Below are 20,118 nucleotides of genomic sequence, written 5' to 3'. Positions count from 1 at the left end.
CCCGCTCATTCCGCTGTTCCGGCCCGGTCCGCCCGGTCCGTCCGGTCCGCTGTTCCCGTTCGAGGGGGCGCGGGGGCCAGTGGCGCACGGCCGTCGGACGGTTCCGGGCGCGGTGCCGGGACGCCCGCCGGCCGTTGCCCGCGGATGGTGTCCGAACCGGGCGGCATCCAGGTGTCGACGAAACGGAGGGCCTCGGCCCTGCGTTCGTCGTCGGGCCACCCGGCAGCCCACCGACGCAGGCGCTCGGCCAACTCCCGCGTCTCCGCACCGGTGAACCGGCCGCTGAGCGCCATTGCACGGCATCGGGCGACGATGGTGACCAGTGGGCGGTACACGGCTGCGCTCATGGAGAACGGCAGAGCGACCCAGCGCTGGATGCAGTCGTCCGCCCAGGCGGCCCCCACCCCGGTGCGGAATCCGATCGCGAGCTGGCACATGAGGACATCGAGTATGCCGTTCGGATTGCTCGCAGCCCCGCGCAGTTCGCAGTGGTCGAGACAGAGCTCGACGGCCCGGAACCAGTCACGGGTGCTCTCCCACGACGTGACGTGGGGGCCCACCAGCGGGGCGGCCGCGGCCATACGCGGGACGACATCCTCGTGATCGGGGTTGGCGTGGACCCAGGCGAGCAGTGCCCGGAGGATCTTGGTGCTCATGATCCTCTTGCGCAGCACCCACTTGCTCATGAACAGGAAGTCCGGCGTCGGCATCCGCGCATCGAGCCACGCCTCGACGAACCCGGTCACCTCGGGCGGCACTTCGTCGATCGGGAGCCGTCTGAGCAGCGCTTCCAGCACGAACTCGGACCCCGGACCTGCGGCGTGGTCGCCGATGCCGAGCCAGACGAGGGTGGCAGCGATGGCCCTCCTGGTATCGCCGGGCGCGAGCTCGGTGCGGTCGAGCAGCGGATCGAGGACGAACTTCGCCTCCAGGGCCGTGGCGTGGCTGTCGGTGTCGAGCCAGGCGAGGGCCGTGGTGATGATCCGGCACGCCTCGTCGTGAGTGAGGTCGTGGCGGGAGAGGAGTGAGTTCAGGACGTACTGGGCGTCGAGGTGGGTGCCGCGGTCATCCGCGCCGAACCAGGCGAACGAGGCCGTGACGGCCCGCCGTACCTGGTGTGGCGTGAGGCCGGTTTGTTCGAGGAGCGGATCGAGGACGTAACCGGCCTGGGCCGTGGTGATGTGGTCGTCGGTGTCGAGCCAGGCGAGCGCGGTGGTGACGGCTCTGCGTGCGTCGTCCTCGGTGAGGTCGGTGCGGTCGAGCAGGGTGTTGAGGACGAACTGGGCGTCGATGTTCGCCTTGTGGTTGTCCGTGTCGAGCCAGGCGAGCGCGGTGGTGACGGCTCTGCGTGCCTCGTCCTCGGTGAGGTCGGTGCGGTCGAGCAGCGGGCTGAGGACGAACTGGGCGTCCTGCTGGGTGATGCGGTCCTCGGGTTCGAGCCAGACGAGCGCCGTGGTGATGGCCTGACGGGCGTCACCCGCGCTGAGGATGTCCCGGGACAGCAGCGGCCGGAGCACGAACTTCGCCTGGTCGGTCTGCCCGTGGAACCTCAGCCACCCCAGTGCGGTGCGGCCCAGGCGCCGGGCACTGCCGTCCGGGAGATACCGCAGTCCGCGGTAGAGGAGGTGGCGGGCGTTGACATCGGTGCCGAAGTCGGCGAGCCAGGGGCCCACGATCTGTTCCCAGCAGCGGACCGCGGCGGCGGACCAGGGTGATTCCGAGCAGACGGCGCCGAGTGCGTAGCTGCCGATGTTGGAGTTCTCCCGCATGATGCGGCCGATGGTTCCGGCGTGGTCGACGAACCAGTCGTTGAGTACGGCGGTCACGGGGCCCGCGCGGTCGACCAGCGCCATGTCGTTGACGAGGCGGGTGACGTTGACCGCGAAGCGCCCGACGGTGCGGGGGCTGGTCAGGCAGCCGGCGAGCATGGCGTACGAGCCGGCCGCATCGGGGGCGGCGTCCCGCTCAGGCAGGAGAACGGACTCCATGAACTGGTCGGCCACGATGTCGTGGGCGACCGAGAGCACGCCTTCGCTGTCGGTCTCCAGCCAGCCCAGCGACACGAGGGTCGTCACCACGGCGTCGGCGTCCGGTACGTCGGACGCCGCCTCCCCGTTCGCCATGGCCTCGGTGAGGGCCGCCCGGGCAGCGGCCATGACGGGGGTGCGGGGCTGGGGGCAGGCCGCCGCGGCCGCCGCGGCGGCCACCAGGACGTGGGAGGCCCGGGCGGGCGCGTAGATGCTCGTACGCCCGGGCACGGTCAGCTCGTCCTCGTGGAGTCGGCTGACCAGCCAGACCGGCAGCTCGCCGCCCTCCCGCAGGCCTGCCGTCTCGGGCAGGGACAGCTTCGACTCGATCCGGTGCTCGATCTCCCGGGCGACCAGCAGGGCCACGATCGGGCGGCGTCCACAGATCGCCAGCATGCGGTCCATACCCAGGCGGCGGAGGGCCGTCGGTGCCAGGGTCGTCAGGGCGTTGGTCGCCACCAGCTGCTGGAAGTCGTCGTCCTGCCGCAGTTCCACTTCCTCGAACAGCTCCTGCAGCAAAGGGCTGTTGGACTTTTTCAGCTTCAGCCAGCCCGGACGGACGGAGGCGAGCAGTGCCACATGGACATGGCGGCGGCGGGCCTCCGGCAGCAACTGGCGTCGCAGGGCCGTCAGATCGAGCTGTGCCTCGTTCAGATAGTCGACGACCACCAGGACGGGGGTCGGCTCCGCGAACACTTCCTGAGCGATTCGCGCGGTCACCGACTCCTCTTCGCCGGGCACCACGTGCAGGACCCGCCAGCACGCCTCCAGGGCGAGCCGGCCCACTTCCAGACAGGTCCGGCTCTTGCCCGTGCCCGCGGCGCCCACCAGGAGCACACCCGCGTCCCGCGCGTTGACCAGGCGCACGAACAGATTCTCGGGCTCGGCCGGATGGTCGCTGCCCGGTGAGACGAAGGCCAGCCGGTCCTGTGTGAGGTTCTTCTTGAAGTCCGGTAAGCCGTCGATGAGTTCGTGCTGCGAGATGACCGGGCGCAGCGGCCCCTTCTCGTCGTCCTGCGGCAGGTTGACCGGTACCGTCCAGGACGGTACGCCGTGGCGGGCGAGAACGGCGCAGAACTCCGGGTCGGCCAGCGCCGTGGCGACCGGCTCGGCCTCCGCGCTGTTGGTGCCCGCCGCGGGCAGGCGCTGCGCCTGCACTGCGATCAGCGTCCCGCTGTCCTCGGCGAACAAGGCGGCGCCGGACATGCCGAGCCAGGGGTCCGGCACGCCTCGTGCCGGTTCGCGTGGCGGGGTGGTGGTGAACGTGAGATCCAGCAGTCCGGACTTCAGGTTCGAGCCGAGCTGTACGAATCCGGTGACCTGTTTGCTGTCACGTCGCAGCAACCCCTCCCTGCCCACCGCCTCGGGCCGCAGGGCGAAGGCGGGGAACCCGACCGAGGCGAACGGGATGCTGCCCGCACCCTCCGGCAGCCGCCCGAAGACGGCGGCCGGAACCCTGTCCGGCACGGGCCCGTCGAGGTGGAGCAGCGCAAGATCCTGCGTGGGGCTCCGCCACAGCCGCGTGGCGGGGTACTGGTCGGCACGTGCCCCTAGGAGGACGGTGCAGACGACGTCCGCCGCATCGTCGCCGACCAGGTGGTCCGCCGTGAGGACGAGCCGGGAGGAGATGCGGTAACCGGACCCGTACTCGGCCTTGTCGCTGCGTCTGACCAGGACCTCGGCCACCCGGGCCGTGTCGACAGGACTCATTCAGCGATCAGTTCGTCGCCAGCAGACCCGAAACGTCGTCACTGGTCCGGACCAGCTCGCCCGTGTCCGTCTCGGCTGTCAGGCTGATCTTGACCGTGTGGGTCTGCGCCGACTTCGCACTGCCCTTGCCGCCGAGCGAGACCACCCAGAACCGCACTCCCGCGTTGGCCTCGGCGGACTTCTCCACGGCGACCTGGAGCTCGAGATCAATGGAGTCGATACGGAACTTGACGTCCTGGTTGTGCGCTTCGAGCCGCGCGCGGTTGATCTCCGACCGCAGGGATGCGAGCAGGTCGGCGAGTTCGATGTCCATGGGCCCCCCGAGGCGAACGAGCGGAAGACAAAGTGTTGCAGAAAGCCGGTGTGGTGTCCCCGGCTTGCGCGATCCGGTCCGAGCGGATCGCCGAGGCGGAGGATCCCTGAGTTTCGCGCCACGCGGCTTCCTGCCCGGTCCTGGCCGGTCCTGCTCGATTCCGCCCGGTCCTGCCCGGTTCTGCTTCTGATACCTCGTGCGGGAGCTGTCCGCTCACGGATCGCGCAGGCATGAACGGGGCGCGGGTGTAGGCGGAGGGCGCGTCGGCGTCGGCCATGCTCCGTGGCCGACGAGGACGTACGCAAAGCGCCCCCGTCGAACACGTGTTGAGGGTGGGTGACGGCCGGGTCAGGCAGCCTGGAGCACTTCGCAGGAACAGTGGCGGAATTCCAGGCCGAGTTCGTGGTCCACGGCTGCGCTCGAACGCGTGGCGGCTTCGGCGACCTTCTCCCAGGAGCCGTACTTCATGTAGAGCTGGTCCGCTGTCGGGCCGAGCGGGTTGCCGTACTTCTTCTGGTTGCGGGCCTCCAGTTCCGCGACCTGTTCCGGGGTCATGCCGGCGCGGACGATGTCCTTGGCGTCGTTGCGCATCCGGACCAGAGTGCGGGCGATGTCCTCCTCCGAACGCCCTTCGGCGCGCATGGCGCACTCCGTGCGTTCCATGTCCTCAAGAAGCCCGTGGTAACGCATCCGCTGGTCGCGGGCGACCTCGCGCTCCTCCGGGGTCTCGCTACGGATCAGGCACACGACCGGCTCCGGGCTGGTGCAGTCACCGTGGTCCGGGGCCGCCTGGGAGACAGGGGCGACGACGACCGAACCGCAGCCGGCGGACGACCGGCACGGCTGCGCCACGTGCGCGGCGGCGGAGGCGGACTGAAGGGGGAGGAAGGCGGCTTGGGCGACCAGCAACGTGGGAACCACGCGGCGGGCCAGCGAACGCAGACTGATCAGTGACATGCGCTCATCGTTCGGCAGACCACGACGGGACCGGGGCATGGCGAGGCCGAAGTACTCCTGGCGGGCGGCCGACTCCACTCCGCCGAGTGAAGCGAGGAGCAGCGCCGCCGGGGAAGACGCGCGGCCACTCTGCGCTCATCACCAAACCGAGTACGTGCCCGAGCCCGTTCCTCCGAGGCTGTTCCCTTCGGGCCTGCTTCCTTCGAGCCCGTTCCCTTCGAGCCCGTTCCCTTCGAGCCTGTTCCCTTCAGGCGGACCCGGCGATCGCGGAGAGGAGACGGTGGCGCGGCTCGTGCCGCGAGCACACGCCGCTCCTCCGCGATCGCCCGGCCGGGGCAGACGTGCGGCCGGGCGGGGCTGCCGGGTCCCGGTCAGATGACTCCGAGGAGCCCGTTGCCGCCGAGGAGGGTGCTGTCCTTCTGCGGGAAGCCGACGGACGAGGCGGTGATCATGATGCTGCCCTTGCCGGTGGGCCCGCCGGTGCCACCCGGAAGGACCCAGACGGCGCCGGTGGCGTTGTTCTCCTCCGCTGCGCTGACGAAGAGTTCAGGCCTGCCGTCCTTGTTGATGTCGCCGACGGCCACGGTGGTGCCGAACGAGTCATCGGCCTCGTCCGCTCCGGGGATTCCGGCGGAGTTCTGGGTGAAGGCGTAGGCGCCGCCGCCCAGGGCCCCGGTGCGGCGGCCGGGGATGACCGTCACCTGCCCGGCGTTCCGTTGGAGCGTGTCCTCCTGCGGCGCGCCGACCACGATGTCCGCCAGCCCGTCACGGTTCAGGTCGGCCACCGCGAGGGCGCCGCCGAAGTTGTCCCACTTCTCGCTCGCACCGGGAACGCCGGAGGTGTTCTGGGTCAGCTGCACCGGCTTCACGTCCCGCGCGATGCCCTGCGCCGAGCCGTACCAGAGGAGCACCCGGCCCCCGAGCGCACCGTTGGCTCCGGTGCTGTCGGGCTCGTCGGGGTCTCCGACCACGAGATCGGCGTATCCGTCGCCGTTGACGTCCCCGGTGGCCGCGATCAGGCCGTTGCCCGTCTGCTGTGCGCCGCTGCCGGCAGCGGCGGCGTACACCTCGCCGCCGCTCAGCCCGCTCATCCGGACGGTGACGGCCACCTCGTCCGGGAAGCCGTCGTGGCCGAAATCGCCCAGCGCGACGCTTCCTACGGAAGGGGTGTCCCGGTTCTCCACGGCCTGGCCGTAGGTGCCGTTGCGGCTGAAGGGCCCCGTGAAGCGCATCGCCCCCTCGTACCCGGCGACGAGCACCTCGGTCTTCGCGCCGGGGCCGGAGCCGAGCGCCGCGATGTCGAGGCCGTAGTACTTGCCGGCTGTTGTCGCCGGCAGATACGTGCCGGCTGTCAGCCCCTTCTTGCCACCCCACAGGACCGTCACGGTGCCGGCGTCCTGGCCCTGCGTGGTGTCCTCGTACGGGGTGGAGACCACCAGGTCCGCATAGCCGTCCCGGTTCAGGTCCGCCGTCGCGGTGGCGGCCCCGAAGCCGTCGTTCGTCTCGGCCGCACCCGGCACCCCCGCGGTGTTCTGCGTGATGGTCGCCCGCCGGGACGTCGACAGCCCCGACTTCGATCCGTAGAGCACGACCACGGCACCGGCGCCCTGCTTGCCGGCCACGTTCGCCCCCGGCGCGGGCAGCACGGCGTCGCTGTACCCGTCACCGTTGAAGTCACCGGGCACCGCCCCGTGCACGGCCGCCGCGGGCGTGGCGGACAGCAGCGGAGCGCCCATGACGACGGCGACCAGAAGCGCCCCCGTTCTCCAACCGCCGCGCAGACCTTCTCTGTTCATCATGAGCCGGATCCCCCTCCCCCTCGACGCACCTGGCGTGCGCCGCGGTCAGGGCATCGTACGAGGAGCCACGCAGGCCCTGACGTCCAGCCCGATGAGGCCCTCACACAAACGGCCTCGACGGCCTCGGACGAGGAGCCCGAGGCCGAATGGAGCGCCTCCCCGGGGGAGAAACTCCGGCCAGTGGCGTAACGCGCTTCGCCCCTCGGCAGGATTCGAACCTGCGACACCCGCTTCAGGGGTCGATCCGCACCCGCATCCGAGGCCGTCGACGGCTGGCCCGGTGGTCGCCCGGTGGGCATGCCGCCGTCCGGCCCCGTTGATGTCAGCCGTGGATGTCAGACGGGGCGGGGAACGATGCTCACCGCCCGGTAGTCGTATCCGTCCTGCTTGAATCCGGGGGCTTCCCAGGTGAGATCGACCTGTTGCCCTGGTGACAGTGTGCGAAAGCCGGGCGCCTGGATGTCGGCGTAGTGACCGAAGCACCCTCCGGGAGTCTCCGGCGAGTCGAGGACACCCCAACCCTCCTCGTCCCTCCACTCACGCACAGTCGCAGTCACTGCTGCGGCGACCTTGCGGGTCCCTCTCCGACGACTCATTGCCTCTCCCCTCATCCGTCCCACAAGATCCAAAACGCGTGACGCTCAGGTCCCGGCACGGCAACCTTGCTCAGGGTGGCGGGAGTTGCGTCCCGCGTCGTGATGGAGAGCCTGGGCCGCGCTCGGACCAGCATCACCGTGGACGTCCGTACGCACGTCGTGCGGGACACGCAGCGCGAGGCCGTGAGCCACACGGTCCGGCTGCTCAGGAAGCGCCCCGGTCGTCAGTATCCGTGATCGTTGATGTCAGAACTCGATGCCAAAGGCCCCGGACCATGATCGGTCCGGGGCCTTTTCCTCTGTGCCCTCGGCAGGATTCGAACCTGCGACACCCGCTTTAGGAGAGCGGTGCTCTATCCCCTGAGCTACGAAGGCGGGGATCCGTCGGAAAGCGTGTCCGGGAGTCTGCCGCGACAGGCGGACGCTCGGGCTTGCTCAGCGACAGGTCGCGGTGGCGGCCCGTGAGGGCGCAGCCACCGCGGTCAGTGTAGCGGGTGGTGCCTGATCCGAGGGCGGGGAGATGTGCTTACCGGCTCGGGCTGCGAGCCTGTGGATGATCTTGGCGTGTGTGAGGGAGTTGCTCAGCGAGGCCCAAGGGCTGTCCCGTAATCCCTTGCGGGCGCGCGACGACAGCTACGGCACCTCGCCGCGTTGTCGGAACGTCCGAACACATCCAGTATGCGGACGCTCCTCCGCCTTGCGATGCACCGCATCCGACGCCGCGCGCCGATCCACCACGGCTTACGGGACAGCCCTTGGGTGACGTGGATCAGCAGGGTTGCGATTGCACCGGGACCCACTGTCCTGGCAGAAGCCCCTTACGCGGCTTCGGCGGCCAGTGCCGCCGCCCGTTCCGGATCCCCGCCGGCGCGGGCGAGCAGGGCGTCCGCGTTCCACGCCGACTCGCTGTGCCCGACGGTGCCGAGCAACAGCGTCAGGTTCGTCTCGAAGCGCGACGCGTACAGGGCCCAGTCCGCCGCGGGCAGGAGGGCGTGGACCGCTTCCAGCAGGGCCCACGCCGCGGCATCGCGCAGCTCCCGTGCGGCCGGGTCGCAGGCCTGGAGTGCTTCCTGAACACCGGGGTCCGCGGGGTCGTACGTGCGCAGCGACGGAAGCAGTCGTGGATCGCCCAGTACCGCTGCCGCGTTGAACGTCTGCACGTAGGCGGTCGGTTCTTCGAGCAGCGCGGCGAGCAGGGGAACGGCACGCGGATCCCGGCGCACGGCGAGACCGCGTACGGCCTCCTCGCGCGTCTCGGGGTCCTCGTCCTCGACGCGACGCCACAGGGCCGACCTGATGTCCGGTCCGTCCACATCGGCCAGCTGCCCCAGCGCAAAGGTGGCCCGCTCGCGCACAGACGCCTCCCGGTCGCGGGTCAGCGGGATCAGGGCGGCCAGTGCGGGGTCGTCCGGCTGCCCGGACATGGCCGCGGGCAGCTCGCCCGCCGCCTCGGCGCGGAGGTCGGGATCCGTATGGCCCGCCTGAGCGACGAGGGCAGAGATCGCGTCCGCGTTCATGCCCTCATTCTCCGGCAGGCCTGCCTGTTTCCCGGCGGCGGGCGGATTCCCCGGAACCGGATCAGGGCGCGGGTGTCAGCGACGCGGCCTCCCAGCCGAACCCGTCCGGGTCGGTGAAAGCGCCGGTGCCGCCCACGAGCGCGAGCCGGTGCGAGCCGGTGCCGTCGACGGGGACGCCGACGTCCTTGGCGAGAGCGCGACGCCCGTACAGGGCCAGCTTGACGGGGCTGCCCTGGGTGTCGAACTCGACGTACTTGCTGCCGAAGCTCTTGGCCACGGTGAGGCCGCGCTCGACGTAGAAGCGCTTGCTGGCGGTCACGCTCTCAGTGCCGAGCAGGAGCACCATCTGGTCGATCTGCCCGGTGGCCGGGGCGGTGTCCTTCTTCGCCGACGTGGCGATCTTCCAGATCGTTCCGTCCGGGGCGCGGACGACGCCGCCGTAGCCCCAGAACGACTTGGTGGCGGGCTTCAGCGTGGTGGCGCCGGCGTCGAGGGCGGCGTCGACGAAGCCGCGGACGTCGGCCGGCTGGGGCATCGTGAGCGACAGCGAGAACCCGCGGAAACCGGTGGTGGGCGCATCCGATGAGCGCAGGCCCACCCGGGTGTCCAGGCCGAGCGCGGCGTAGAAGTCGTGGGCGGCCGCGGTGTCGGCCACCTCGAGGGTGAGGGCTTCGATGGAGGTCATGTGCTTCACGTTATTTGCGGGGCGGTCGCGGGTGCTTCTTGATTCCTGACCGGTTCGGCTGCCGGGCAGCAGGCAGCAGGCAGCAGGCAGCAGGTAGCCGGCAGCCAGGTGGCGGGGCAGCGGAGCGGCCGGCTGTCGCTTGCTGCGCGCCGCTTCTTCGACGGTCAGCCGGTGACGGTGAACGCGAGCGAGATCAGAGTCCGTTCGCTACGTGCCTTGAGCTGCTGGGCGGTCCGGTGCAGCCGGTGCGACTCGGTCGACGGAAGCGATATCGCGATGGTCGAGGGGACGGCGCCGACCGTGATGGGTACGGCGGCGCAGACCGAGCCCATCGCGTACTCCTCGGTCTCGTGCACGGGCTCGCCCCTGCGGGCGCGGGCCAGTCGGCTGAGGACGGTTTCGGGCTCCGTCACCGTGTGCCGGGTCAGGGGAAAGGGCGGGTAGCGGTCCAGGTGTTCCCGGCGGGATGCCTCGTCGAGCTGGCCCAGGAGGCACTGGCCGATGGCGTGGGCGTGGGCGGATGCGCCGAAGGGCACGCTCTCTTCGACCTTCGCGTGGGAGGGCCCGTCCACGGCGTGCGTGAGCCGTACCTCGCCGTCCACGTAGAGCGCGTGGTAGACGGCGGCGTCCAGGTCGTGGGCCACCTCGGTCAGCCAGTGCGAGGGGTCGGAGCCGGCTTCGGCGGGGCGGCCGAGGTTGAGGGTGGCGTCCCCGGGCACGTACAGGCCCTGGTCCCGACGCAGGTAGCGCTCGTGCACAAGGGTGCGCAGCAGGTGGTACGTCGTGCTCAGCGGCAGTTGGGCGCGGCGGGCCAATTGCTTCGCTGCGGCACCGTGCGGATGGTCCGACGCCGCTTCCAGGAGCCGCAGGGCGCGCTGCACGGAGCCGATCAGGGTGGGGGAGCCTGCGGGGGAAGGCGGCACGGACGCTCCAGATTGTCACTCGGTATCGGAGATGGACACCGCGTCCTCGGACACTTGCGGACACCTGGGCTTGCGCCTCGGTGCGCGTCTTGCGACTACTGGTCACCCCGGGGTTCTTTCGCATTTTGTCCCGGATCGGGCCGTTGAGGGAAGTTGGCGTGTACCTGGAGGTCCGTGCGGCTTCGGGTGCGACCGTTCGCGCTGTGACGTGAGTCACTGGCGCTTGTCCGGTGCTTGAAGGGCGGCTGATCGGGATTGCCGTCAATGTGTTGCGTCATACGGGGCGTGCCGCCCGAATCCGTGCTCAGGAAGGTTGTTCGTGCCGCATTCCGATCCGACCCCAGCCGTACCTCCCTCCTCCGGGCCCGCCGCGGCGAAGACCGAGGCCCCGGCGGCTCGCGTGCATGCCGCGCTGACCGGTCCCGGCGGTCCGTTCGCCGTAGTGCGGGAGGAGGACGGGCCTCACGCGGGTTCGCTCGTGTACGCGGACGGGCCCAGGACGCTCCGTGAGTTCGTGGAGACCACATGGGCGTTCGGGGACCAGCCGTTCCTGATCGCGGGGGATCGCAGCTATTCGTACGGGGAGTTCTTCGCCGCCGCGTCCGCTCTGGCGTGCCGGCTGAGCGAGGGGTACGGGCTCCGCCCGGGCGACCGGGTGGTGGTCGCGATGGGGAACCGGCCGGAGTGGCAGATCGCGTTCTGGGCCGCCCAGCTGGCCGGTCTGGTCGCGGTCCCGCTGAACGCCCGGTGGACGGAGGCCGAGTTCACCTACGCGCTCGACGACTGCGGGCCGCGGGCGCTGCTGGTTGACGGGGAGCGGATGCCGCCGGTCGCGGAATGGGTCCGGAGGTCCGGGGCGCGCGTGATCGTCTTCGGCGGCGGTGGCGGTGAGGGGGAAGACGACGGGCGCCGCTCCGCTCGCGAGGTCCGCGCCGGAGGGCTTGCCGAGGGCGTCGAGTGGTACGAGGACCTGCCGGCGCCCGATCCGTTCGCCGCGCCGCCCGAGGTCGAGATCCGGCCCGAGGACGACGCGACGATCGTCTACACCCCGGGCACCACCGGCAGGCCCAAGGGTGCCGTCGCCACTCAGCTCGCCCAGGCGGGTGCCGCGCGCAACCCGCGCTTCCAGGCGGCCGCCTCCGCGCTCGGCCGGGGTGTCATTCCGGGACAGGGGCCCGCGCCCGTCACGCTGTTGACGTTCCCGTTTCCCCACGTGGCCGCCTTCGCGGGCATCTGCGCCGCGATGTCGGTGGGTGGCGCCGTCGTCCTGATGCGCGAGTGGGACGCGGAGGAGGCGCTGCGCCTGATCCGGGAGCACCACGTCACTCATTACTCCGGGGCGCCGGCAAGCGCCCTCCGGCTGCTTGCCGCGGCCGCCCGGACGGGAGACGGGCTGGAGAGCCTCCAGGTGCTCGACACCGGTGGGGTCGCGGCACCACGGGACCTGGTCGTGCAGCTGACCGCCCGCTACGGGGAGCGGATCGAGCCGCGCAACGGTTACGGGCTCACCGAGACCGGCGGTGGCGTCATGGCGGACTTCGGCGCCGAGTGCCGGCTGCACCCGGGCAGCGTGGGGCGGCCGACGCCGAGTACCGAGGTGCGGATCGCCTCCCCGACGGGCGAGGCGCTGCCCGACGGGGAGGCCGGCGAGCTGTGGCTTCGTGGCCAGGCGCTGGTCCGTGGCTACTGGCAGGACGAGGAGGCCACGGCGCAGGCGTTCACCGGCGGCTGGTTCCGTACCGGCGACCTCGCGGTGGTCCGGGAAGGCCGGGTCGATGCCGTCGAGCGGATCAAGGACGTGGCCGCTCGCGGCGGCGAGAACGTGTGCTGAGCCGGGGCCGAGTCGACGCCGTACGTCCATCCAGGGCCGAGTCGACGCCGTACGTGCACTCGGGCACGGCGGGCATGGAGCCCGCGGCGTGCACGGCGGGTATCGAGAGGGCGGCGGGCACGACGGACGCGGCGGTTCCGGGAGCGGTTCACCCGGTGCTCGGCAAGGAGGGCGCCGCCGTCGTCCGGCTCAGCCCCGGAACCGGACGCACGGCCGGGGCGCGCGTGGTCAGAGGCGGGTGATGCGTACGCGGTAGTCGCCCTTGGTGTCCTTGTCGACCACCGATATGCGGATCCCGTTGGCCCGGTCGGTGAAGGTCTGACCGGGCTGGAACGGGGCGTCGGAGAGTTCGGCGTGCACATTGGGCATCCGGGTGCAGCCGCTGCTGTCCTTGGTGCTGTCGGTGACGGACACGGGGCCCTGGCCGGTGTCGACGTCCGAGCTCACCTTGTAGATCAGCACGCCGGGCCGGCACACCTCCTGGTCGTTGCCGGCCTGGGTCCGTACCTCCACCGCATAGCCGGATTCCGCGGTCAGCGGTACGAACGCCAGCTTCGTGCCGCCGTGGGTGGCCAGCGGTTCCAGGACGTGGTCGCTGGTGCCGGGCTGGGAGGCGCAGCTGATCTGGTCGTTGTCCAGCCAGCCGAGCTTCCATTTGTGCCAGCCCAGCAGGTCGTTGTTGGCGCCCCAGTCCTCCGACATGATGTCCCAGTGCCCGACCGAGCCCCCGCCCTCCATCGTGTAGAGGTCGGGCAGGCCGAAGACATGGCCGTTCTCGTGCGGCAGGACGCGGTAGCCGGTCTGGGGGTACGAGCCCGAGCCGTCGTCCTGGCGGCTGTAGACGAAGGACGTGTTGGAGAGCGGGACGCCGTCCGCATACGGGGCGTCGTCGTTGCCCGAGAAGGTCACGGACAGCACGGTGTCCAGGGCGGAGGGCCCGGCGTTCGGCGTGACCAGGATGTTGATCAGGTCGTAAGCGGTGAAGTCCACCTTCGGGTCGGCGGCGGCGACGATGTCCTGGACGAGGTGGCGGTAGCCCGGTTCGTACGGTGATCCGCGTTCGATCCCGTACTCCGCGAACGGCAGCGGCATCCGCAGCCAGGTCTTCACCGGCGCTTCGGGCACATAGGTGAGCCGCCCGTAGGAACTGGTGCGGAACCAGTCCGTGGTCTGGGGGAAGAACTCCGCCAGCCGGTCCATGGCCGGTTCCTTCCCCGGTGCGTCAGGGAAGTCGATCATCAGGTTCAGTGCGTGCACCTGGCCGGTGGAACGGGCGTAGCCCGGCTGCGTGGGCATGCCCTCCGACATCTGTACCCCCATGGTCGCGGATATCCGGCACGGGCCGAGACCGGCCGACCGGGCGGTGGTCAGCGGTCCGGCTGAGGCCCTGCTGGGCAGGGGAAGCGTGTTGCTGGCCGAGGCCAGTGCTGCGATGACCAGGGCCGTTGCCGCGCCGAGGGCCACCGGGTGACGGTGCTTGCGTATCCGGCGGCGGGGCTTCTGCATAGAGGCGCCTTCGGGTCCGCGGCAGTCGGCCGACCCCGACTGCGCTCTGTCGATCAGCCTCGGCCGGGCGGTGCGGCGCCGCGCGTTGGGTGCGCCGATCGGTGGGTTTTTCCCCGACCGGAGGGTGTGGCGCAGGTCACAATGGAGTCGGAAATAACCGGGGACCATTTCCCCGTTTGCATCGGTGTCCCTGCGAAACGGGGAAGCGGTCCCCGGTTAACCGGACGGGTCGCCGGAGTTACAGACGCAGGAACGGCACAAGCCCGGGCGGGCGCAAGCCTCAGGCCGGCACCGCCGCAGCAGGACCCGTAGCCGGACGACCATCCGGAACACCGGCCGGAAAGCCAGCCGGACGATCATCCGGAGCCCATCCGGAAGACCAGGAAGAGAAGGAGCGCCGCCGTGGACACCGTCGCCCGCACCGCAGCCGGAACCGCGCAGCCGCGTACGCCCCGCCCGCGGGCCGACGCGCTGCGCAACCGGGAGCGGATCGTGACGGCCGCGCGCGAGATGTTCGTCGAGTTCGGGCCGGACGTGCCGCTCGACGAGGTCGCCCGCCGCGCGGGCGTCGGCAACGCCACCCTCTACCGGAACTTCCCCGACCGGGCCGCACTGACCCATGAGGTCGTCCTCGCGGTCACCTCCCGTACCACCGACCGTGCCGAGGAGGCAGCGAGGGAGGAGCCCGACGCCTTCGTCGCGCTCACCCGCTTCGTGCACGCGGCGGCCGACGAACGGATCGGGGCGCTGTGCCCCATGCTGTCCGGCGGCTTCGACAAGGACCATCCCGAACTGCTCGCCGAGCGCCGGCGCCTCGAAGAGGCCGTCGAGGGGCTCGTCGCGCGCGCCATGTCCGCGGGGCGCCTGCGTACCGACATCGCCGTCGGAGACGTACTGGTCGCCCTCTCCCAGCTCACCCGGCCGCTGCCGGGCATCGCCTGCCCGAACATCGACCGGTTCACCCACCGCCACATCCAGCTGTTCCTGGACGGACTGGAGGCCCCGGCCCGGTCCGTACTGCCCGGAACGGCGGCGACCTTGGAGGACCTGCGGCGTCGGACCTGACCAACGCACCGGGCTCCTGAACCGGACGCCCGGCCGCGTGTCCGCCACGCCTCGACCACCTTCTCCCATCTCTCCCTGACCAGAGTCCGACCCTCGCTTCCGCTCGGCCCTCACCGAACGCACGGTTCACGACCTCGCGCGCCCTCGCGCGTCCTTAGGTGGCTACTCCCATGTCAAAAACAGCTGATATCCGACTCCCGGACCCCAGTCGCTGGAAAGCGCTGGCGTTCATCGCGCTCGCGCAGTTGATGGTCGTGCTCGACGCCACCATCGTGAACATCGCGCTCCCGCACGCCCAGACCGATCTCGGCATCACCGATGCCAACAAGCAGTGGGTCATCACGGCCTACGCCCTCGCCTTCGGCGGACTGCTGCTCTTCGGCGGCCGGATCGCCGACCTCTGGGGCCGTAAGCGCACCTTCGTCGTCGGTCTGATCGGCTTCGCGCTCGCCTCCGCACTCGGTGGCGCGGCGCAGAACCAGGGCATGCTGTTCGGCTCCCGCGCGCTCCAGGGCGTGTTCGGCGCGCTGCTCGCCCCGGCGGCCCTCTCGCTGCTCGCGGTGATGTTCACCGATGCCAAGGAGCGCGCCAAGGCGTTCGGCATCTACGGTGCGATCGCCGGTGGCGGCGGCGCCGTCGGTCTGATCCTCGGCGGTCTGCTCACCCAGACGCTGAACTGGCGCTGGACGTTCTTCGTCAACATCCCGTTCGCGATCGTCGCCGCAGCCGGTGCGTACTTCGTGATCCGCGAGCCGGCCGGCAGCCGTAACCGTTCCTCGCTCGACATCCCCGGCGTCGTCCTGTCCGCGCTGGGTCTGGTCTCGCTGGTCTACGGGTTCACCCGCGCCGAGTCCAGCGGCTGGTCGGACTCGCTGACCATCGGCACGTTCGTCGCCTCCGGCGTGCTGCTGCTCGCCTTCGTCCTGGTCGAGTCCAAGGTCAAGTCCCCGCTGCTCCCGCTGCGCGTCGTGATGGACCGCAACCGCGGCGGCGTCTACCTCTCGCTGGGTCTCGCCGTCATCGCGATGTTCGGCCTGTTCCTGTTCCTCACGTACTACCTGCAGGTCGTCAAGGGCTACTCGCCGATCAAGACCGGCTTCGCCTTCATGCCGATGATCGTCGGCATGATCACGGGCTCGACGCAGATCGGTGCCCGGCTGATGACGCGGGTCCCGGCCCGCATGCTGATGGCTCCCGGCTTCCTGACCGCCGGTGTCGGCATGCTGCTGCTCACGCAGCTGGAGATCGACTCGTCCTACGCGGCGGTCATCCTGCCGGGTCAGCTCCTGCTGGGTCTCGGCATGGGCACGGCGTTCATGCCCGCCATGTCGCTGGCCACGCACGGCATCGAGCCGCGTGACGCGGGTGTCGCCTCCGCGATGGTCAACACCTCGCAGCAGGTCGGTGGCGCGATCGGTACGGCGCTGCTCAACACCATCGCGGCCTCGGCCGCCACGGCGTACGCCACCTCGCACGCCGCGCTGGGTGCCACCGACCCGGAGCTGCTGAAGCTCCAGTCGATGGTGCACGGCTTCACCGGCGCCATCTGGTGGGCCGTCGGCATCCTGGTGGTGGCCGCCGCGATCGCGGGGACCTTCATCAACGCCGGCCGTCCGTCGGCCACCACGACGTCCGGGGGCACCGGTTCCGGTGACTCCGCGGGTGTCGAGGACGAGTTCAAGGTGCCGGTCGTCGCGCACTGACCGCTCGCGCGCGGCGTGCCGTGACACGGTGTGAAGCGAACTCCGCCCCGGTTCCGTTCGACGGAACCGGGGCGGAGGCGCGTGCGGGGGCAGGGGGTGTGGCGCGGTCAGCGGAGCCAGGGGAGGTCGGCGTCGGTGCCCTCCGGCTGGAGACCGGCCGCCATGACCTGCATGATCTCGCCGAGCGTGTGCACCTGCTCGGGGGTGAGCCGGTCGAACATCGCCTGGCGTACGGCGCTGACGTGGCCCGGGGCCGAGCGGCGGAGCATCTCGTAGCCCTCCTGGGTGAGGACCGCGTTCTGGCCGCGCTTGTCGGACGGGCAGTCCTCGCGGCGCACCCAGCCGCTCTTCTCCAGCCGGGCGACGGCGTGCGAGAGCCGGGACCGGGTGATCTTGGCGTCCTTGGCCAGTTCGGTCATCCGCATCTGGTGGCGGGGCGCCTGGGAGAGCTGGACGAGTAGTCCGTAATAGATGTGCGGCATGCCGGCATCGCGCTGCAACTGGCGGTCGAGGTGATCCTCCAGGAGCGTGGTGGCGTGCAGATACGCACGCCAGACGCTCTGTTCTTCTTCGCTGAGCCAGCGCGGCCCACCGGTGGATGCCGTGGTCATGTACTCCACTGTACGACCTTTTCTTGAAAGTTGAACTAGATAGAGCTAAGGTCTCCAAAGGTGGGAACTTGAATATTAAAGAACTGTTCCTGTTGAAGACCCCGTAGAAGACTTACCTTGAGCAGCAGTGGATGGGGAGTGTCATGACAGTCACCGCGGAGCGCATGCCCGCCCTCTATCTCTCCCACGGCGCACCGCCGCTGGCCGACGACCCGGTCTGGCCCGGCGAGCTCGCGGCCTGGTCCGCCGGGCTGCCCCGGCCCACCGCCGTCCTCATGGTCTCCGCCCATTGGGAGGAGGCCCCGCTCGCGCTCGGCGCCACCGAGACGATCCCGCTGGTCTACGACTTCTGGGGCTTCCCCGAGCACTACTACCAGGTGCGGTACGCCGCGCCGGGTGCCCCGAAGCTGGCCGAGAGCGTCCGGAAGCTGCTGCGCGGCGCCGGTACGCCGGTCCAGGACATCCCGGACCGGGGCCTCGACCACGGGGCGTACGTCCCGCTGGTGGAGATGTTCCCGGCGGCCGACATCCCGGTGCTGCAGATCTCCATGCCCACCCTGGACCCGCAGAAGCTGATGGACATCGGGCGCAAGCTCGCGCCGCTCCGCGACGAGGGTGTCCTGATCGTCGGCAGCGGCTTCTTCACCCACAACCTCGCCGCGCTGCGCCATACGGGTGGCGGCGTGCCCGGCTGGTCGGCGGAGTTCGACGACTGGGGGCACCGAGCGCTCCAGGCGCGGGACATCGACGCGCTGCTGGACTTCGAGCACAAGTCCCCGGCCGGCCGGCTGGCCCACCCGCGCACCGAGCACTTCGCGCCCCTCTTCGTCACGCTCGGGGCCGCTGAGCAGGAGCTCGACCAGGGGCGCAGCGTGATCGAAGGCTTCTGGATGGGTCTGGCCAAGCGCTCGGTGCAGTTCGGCTGAGGCGAAGGGGAGGGCCTGCCACCCCGGGCCGGTTTCGGGGCGGCGGCCCGGGGCGGCCGGCCCGAGCCGCCCGGGGCCGGGACCGGGGTCAGAACGCCGGCGGGTTCAGCTCGACCGAGCGGAGCGCGGCTGCCAGTGCGGTCGCGCCGCCGACGTCCAGTGCGGTGTCGGTGAACTTGATGGTGTGGTCGTCGCCGTGGGCCGCCGCCCGCGCGAAGACCTCCTCGGCGGACAGTCCGCCGGGGACGGCGCCCGGATCGGCGGGCCTCGCCGGGGAGTAGGCGGCGGTGACCGCCGCGCTCGCCGCCCAGGCCGCCTCCAGGCTCGGCGCCCACAGTGCGCGGGGGAGTGCGGGCAGCGTGCGCAGCACGGCGTTGGGCGCGGTTGCGGCATGCACCAGCATGATCGGCGCGCCGTATCCGTATGTCGCGTAGCGGTGGGTGGCGGCCCGCACCAGTTCCGTCAGCCGGGCGCGGGCGGCCTCGGGGCCGGCCACTGGCCGCCCCGGCCACCTCGGGAACGCGGTCAGCTGCCCCAGCCGGCCCTGGATGCCACCGCTCTGGTCGGGGACGGGCGCCACGGCGTCCAGCGCGGCCGCGGCGTCGGCCGCCGGGGCTGCCGCGGACAGCGGCGGCAGCGGCTGGTGGCGGGCCGCCCAGTAGCCGAGCGCATGGGCAAGCTCGGTGACGCGGGGCGCGTTCTCATCGGCGCTCAGGAGCGTGCGCACGCTGTGGCCGACCCGGATCACCGGGTGCGTGGCGCCCGCCGCGATGCCGGGCAGCAGCCGCGGCCACCACTCGGCGAGCACTTCGCGCCAGGGCCGGCCGGCCGTCTCGCGTGCGAAGTACGCCGCCCAGTCGGCGATGCGCCGCGGGTCGCCCAGCGCCTCCTGCCAGTTCTCCGGGGTAACCTCGGTGAACCGGTCCGGCATGTCCTCCAGTCTGGCCCGGTAGTGGTCCAGCCAGCGGTGTACCCCCGGTGCCTGGCCGTGGCGCACCAGCGCCTCCACGGCCATCGGGGCGTGATTGCTCAGCCAGCCGTCCCGCTCGGGACCGAAGGTGTGCAGTCGTTCCAGTGCTTCGTCGAGGGTTCCTGAGGTGTCGGGTGCGTTGGGTGACGTGAGGTCCATGCGGAACCACGCCAGGCACGGCGGCGGCGCCCGGTATCCGGCTGAGGTCCCGGACAGGGCGGACCGCAGACCTAGGTCCTCTCGTTCGGATCGTGCCGGGGCTCGCGTGCCCCGGCACGCGCATCTGCCGCGTTGCCGTCGGTCGCCGGAGCTCCGCGGTGGCTCCCTCCTCCGCCTTGCAGCCGCGCGCACCGGACCCCGCTCCCTGATCCGGCCTGATCCGGACGAAAGGCCCTACGGGACAGCCCTCAGGCCTGCGGACCCAGGTGTTTCTCGTACCAGGCCACGTCCCAGTACCGGTCGAACTTCCGGCCGACCTCCGAGTACGTACCGATGTGGCGGAAGCCGAAGCGTTCGTGCAGCCGGGCCGAGGACTCGTTGGGCTGGGTGATGCCCGCGTACGCGCGACGCAGGTCCTCGCCGGCGAGGGCCTCGAAGAGCGCCGCGTACAGGAGGGTGCCGATGCCTCGGCCCGTGGCGTCGGGGGAGCAGTAGACGCTCACCTCGACGGATGTGGAGTACGCCGCCTTGGGGCGGAACGCGCTGCTGGTGGCGTAGCCCAGGATCCGGGTGCCCGTCCCGCCCGTTTCGTCGACATTGCGGACATCCTGAGCAACCAGAAGCCGGTGCGGGCCGTCTTCTGGATGAGAGCGCAACCAGGGGAGGCGCTGCTCGGGAGTGAACGGGGCCGTGTCGAATGTGAGGGCGGTCTCACGTACGTAATGGTTGTAGATGTCCGTGAGAGGTCCCAGATCGCCCTCGACTCCTGGTCTGACCTGCACTTCTGTGTCCGGCTGTGTCATGTGCCCTCCCTGGTGGC

15 protein-coding genes, 1 tRNA gene and 2 pseudogenes are annotated in these 20,118 nt (G+C 70.8%); 5 read left to right on the top strand and 13 right to left on the bottom strand.

Annotated features, from left to right (window positions below; all coding sequences use genetic code 11):
• Nucleotides 1-5: 5 nt before the first annotated feature.
• The 5 genes from ABT025_RS11085 to ABT025_RS11065 form a co-directional block, all read right to left on the bottom strand.
• Nucleotides 6-3,737 (bottom strand): trypsin-like peptidase domain-containing protein, encoded by a 3,732-nt coding sequence (locus tag ABT025_RS11085; protein ID WP_350992325.1) that lies wholly within the window; start codon nucleotides 3,735-3,737, stop codon nucleotides 6-8.
• Between the two features lie 7 nt (nucleotides 3,738-3,744).
• A complete protein-coding gene (locus ABT025_RS11080; protein WP_350992323.1) occupies nucleotides 3,745-4,050 on the bottom strand; it encodes a trypco2 family protein in 306 nt (101 codons plus the stop codon).
• Between the two features lie 348 nt (nucleotides 4,051-4,398).
• Nucleotides 4,399-5,007: a hypothetical protein gene (locus ABT025_RS11075; RefSeq protein ID WP_350992321.1), complete on the bottom strand. Its 609-nt coding sequence runs from the start codon at nucleotides 5,005-5,007 to the stop codon at nucleotides 4,399-4,401.
• 371 nt (nucleotides 5,008-5,378) lie between these two features.
• The gene (locus ABT025_RS11070) at nucleotides 5,379-6,806 is read right to left on the bottom strand and encodes an FG-GAP-like repeat-containing protein (protein WP_350992319.1); all 1,428 of its coding nucleotides are present in this window, start codon (nucleotides 6,804-6,806) and stop codon (nucleotides 5,379-5,381) included.
• A gap of 335 nt (nucleotides 6,807-7,141) precedes the next feature.
• A complete protein-coding gene (locus tag ABT025_RS11065; RefSeq protein ID WP_350992317.1) occupies nucleotides 7,142-7,402 on the bottom strand; it encodes a cold-shock protein in 261 nt (86 codons plus the stop codon).
• A gap of 54 nt (nucleotides 7,403-7,456) precedes the next feature.
• Here ABT025_RS11065 and ABT025_RS39480 point away from each other — a divergent pair.
• Nucleotides 7,457-7,639: pseudogene (locus ABT025_RS39480) on the top strand (site-specific integrase); the annotation flags it as partial.
• A gap of 65 nt (nucleotides 7,640-7,704) precedes the next feature.
• On the opposite strand, the gene ABT025_RS11060 reads toward ABT025_RS39480, so the two are convergent.
• The 4 genes from ABT025_RS11060 to ABT025_RS11045 all read right to left on the bottom strand — a co-directional run bounded on the left by ABT025_RS11060 (nucleotide 7,705) and on the right by ABT025_RS11045 (nucleotide 10,527).
• Nucleotides 7,705-7,777: transfer RNA gene (locus ABT025_RS11060), tRNA-Arg, on the bottom strand.
• A gap of 443 nt (nucleotides 7,778-8,220) precedes the next feature.
• The gene (locus tag ABT025_RS11055; protein WP_350992315.1) at nucleotides 8,221-8,919 is read right to left on the bottom strand and encodes a HEAT repeat domain-containing protein; all 699 of its coding nucleotides are present in this window, start codon (nucleotides 8,917-8,919) and stop codon (nucleotides 8,221-8,223) included.
• A gap of 61 nt (nucleotides 8,920-8,980) precedes the next feature.
• Entirely contained in the window at nucleotides 8,981-9,604 is a 624-nt protein-coding gene (locus ABT025_RS11050) for a glyoxalase (RefSeq protein WP_350992313.1), read from the bottom strand.
• A 164-nt stretch (nucleotides 9,605-9,768) separates the two neighbouring features.
• Nucleotides 9,769-10,527, bottom strand: coding sequence for an IclR family transcriptional regulator (locus ABT025_RS11045; protein WP_350992311.1), 759 nt, complete (start codon nucleotides 10,525-10,527; stop codon nucleotides 9,769-9,771).
• Nucleotides 10,528-10,846: 319 nt separating this feature from the next.
• Here ABT025_RS11045 and ABT025_RS11040 point away from each other — a divergent pair.
• Nucleotides 10,847-12,600 (top strand): annotated as a pseudogene (locus ABT025_RS11040) (class I adenylate-forming enzyme family protein).
• Here the strand turns inward: ABT025_RS11040 and ABT025_RS11035 are convergent.
• Nucleotides 12,587-13,864, bottom strand: a complete 1,278-nt coding sequence (locus tag ABT025_RS11035) for a M6 family metalloprotease domain-containing protein (protein ID WP_350992307.1) — start codon at nucleotides 13,862-13,864, stop codon at nucleotides 12,587-12,589. The pseudogene ABT025_RS11040 and the gene ABT025_RS11035 sit on opposite strands and share 14 nt — an antisense overlap.
• A gap of 402 nt (nucleotides 13,865-14,266) precedes the next feature.
• Between ABT025_RS11035 and ABT025_RS11030 the strand changes: the two genes are divergently transcribed.
• Both ABT025_RS11030 and ABT025_RS11025 read left to right on the top strand, forming a co-directional pair.
• A complete protein-coding gene (locus tag ABT025_RS11030) occupies nucleotides 14,267-14,929 on the top strand; it encodes a TetR/AcrR family transcriptional regulator (protein ID WP_350992305.1) in 663 nt (220 codons plus the stop codon).
• Between the two features lie 170 nt (nucleotides 14,930-15,099).
• Nucleotides 15,100-16,632: an MFS transporter gene (locus ABT025_RS11025; protein ID WP_350992303.1), complete on the top strand. Its 1,533-nt coding sequence runs from the start codon at nucleotides 15,100-15,102 to the stop codon at nucleotides 16,630-16,632.
• A gap of 107 nt (nucleotides 16,633-16,739) precedes the next feature.
• On the opposite strand, the gene ABT025_RS11020 is transcribed toward ABT025_RS11025, so the two are convergent.
• Nucleotides 16,740-17,252: a MarR family winged helix-turn-helix transcriptional regulator gene (locus ABT025_RS11020; protein WP_350992301.1), complete on the bottom strand. Its 513-nt coding sequence runs from the start codon at nucleotides 17,250-17,252 to the stop codon at nucleotides 16,740-16,742.
• Nucleotides 17,253-17,386: 134 nt separating this feature from the next.
• On the opposite strand from ABT025_RS11020, the gene ABT025_RS11015 reads away from it, so the two are divergent.
• Nucleotides 17,387-18,169: a dioxygenase family protein gene (locus ABT025_RS11015; RefSeq protein ID WP_350992299.1), complete on the top strand. Its 783-nt coding sequence runs from the start codon at nucleotides 17,387-17,389 to the stop codon at nucleotides 18,167-18,169.
• Between the two features lie 88 nt (nucleotides 18,170-18,257).
• On the opposite strand, the gene ABT025_RS11010 is transcribed toward ABT025_RS11015, so the two are convergent.
• Both ABT025_RS11010 and ABT025_RS11005 read right to left on the bottom strand, forming a co-directional pair.
• A complete protein-coding gene (locus ABT025_RS11010; RefSeq protein ID WP_350992297.1) occupies nucleotides 18,258-19,298 on the bottom strand; it encodes a questin oxidase family protein in 1,041 nt (346 codons plus the stop codon).
• A 248-nt stretch (nucleotides 19,299-19,546) separates the two neighbouring features.
• A complete protein-coding gene (locus ABT025_RS11005; protein WP_350992295.1) occupies nucleotides 19,547-20,101 on the bottom strand; it encodes a GNAT family N-acetyltransferase in 555 nt (184 codons plus the stop codon).
• Nucleotides 20,102-20,118: the final 17 nt, after the last annotated feature.

It is taken from the genome of Streptomyces sp. NPDC002809 (assembly GCF_040295435.1).
Classification (GTDB): Bacteria; Actinomycetota; Actinomycetes; order Streptomycetales; family Streptomycetaceae; genus Streptomyces.
Note: the sequence above shows the minus strand (reverse complement) of the source record. Positions and strands in the feature narration are given on the sequence as shown.

Bases quoted from the DNA above. Each gene is read 5' to 3' on its own strand.
- ABT025_RS11015 (WP_350992299.1), top strand. From the start codon at position 17,387: ATGACAGTCACCGCGGAGCGCATGCCCGCCCTCTATCTCTCCCACGGC.
- ABT025_RS11080 (WP_350992323.1), bottom strand. From the start codon at position 4,050: ATGGACATCGAACTCGCCGACCTGCTCGCATCCCTGCGGTCGGAGATC.
- ABT025_RS11085 (WP_350992325.1), bottom strand. From the start codon at position 3,737: ATGAGTCCTGTCGACACGGCCCGGGTGGCCGAGGTCCTGGTCAGACGC.
- ABT025_RS11035 (WP_350992307.1), bottom strand. From the start codon at position 13,864: ATGCAGAAGCCCCGCCGCCGGATACGCAAGCACCGTCACCCGGTGGCC.
- ABT025_RS11050 (WP_350992313.1), bottom strand. From the start codon at position 9,604: ATGACCTCCATCGAAGCCCTCACCCTCGAGGTGGCCGACACCGCGGCC.
- ABT025_RS11010 (WP_350992297.1), bottom strand. From the start codon at position 19,298: ATGGACCTCACGTCACCCAACGCACCCGACACCTCAGGAACCCTCGAC.
- ABT025_RS11025 (WP_350992303.1), top strand. From the start codon at position 15,100: ATGTCAAAAACAGCTGATATCCGACTCCCGGACCCCAGTCGCTGGAAA.
- ABT025_RS11070 (WP_350992319.1), bottom strand. From the start codon at position 6,806: ATGATGAACAGAGAAGGTCTGCGCGGCGGTTGGAGAACGGGGGCGCTT.
- ABT025_RS11005 (WP_350992295.1), bottom strand. From the start codon at position 20,101: ATGACACAGCCGGACACAGAAGTGCAGGTCAGACCAGGAGTCGAGGGC.
- ABT025_RS11065 (WP_350992317.1), bottom strand. From the start codon at position 7,402: ATGAGTCGTCGGAGAGGGACCCGCAAGGTCGCCGCAGCAGTGACTGCG.
- ABT025_RS11055 (WP_350992315.1), bottom strand. From the start codon at position 8,919: ATGAACGCGGACGCGATCTCTGCCCTCGTCGCTCAGGCGGGCCATACG.
- ABT025_RS11075 (WP_350992321.1), bottom strand. From the start codon at position 5,007: ATGTCACTGATCAGTCTGCGTTCGCTGGCCCGCCGCGTGGTTCCCACG.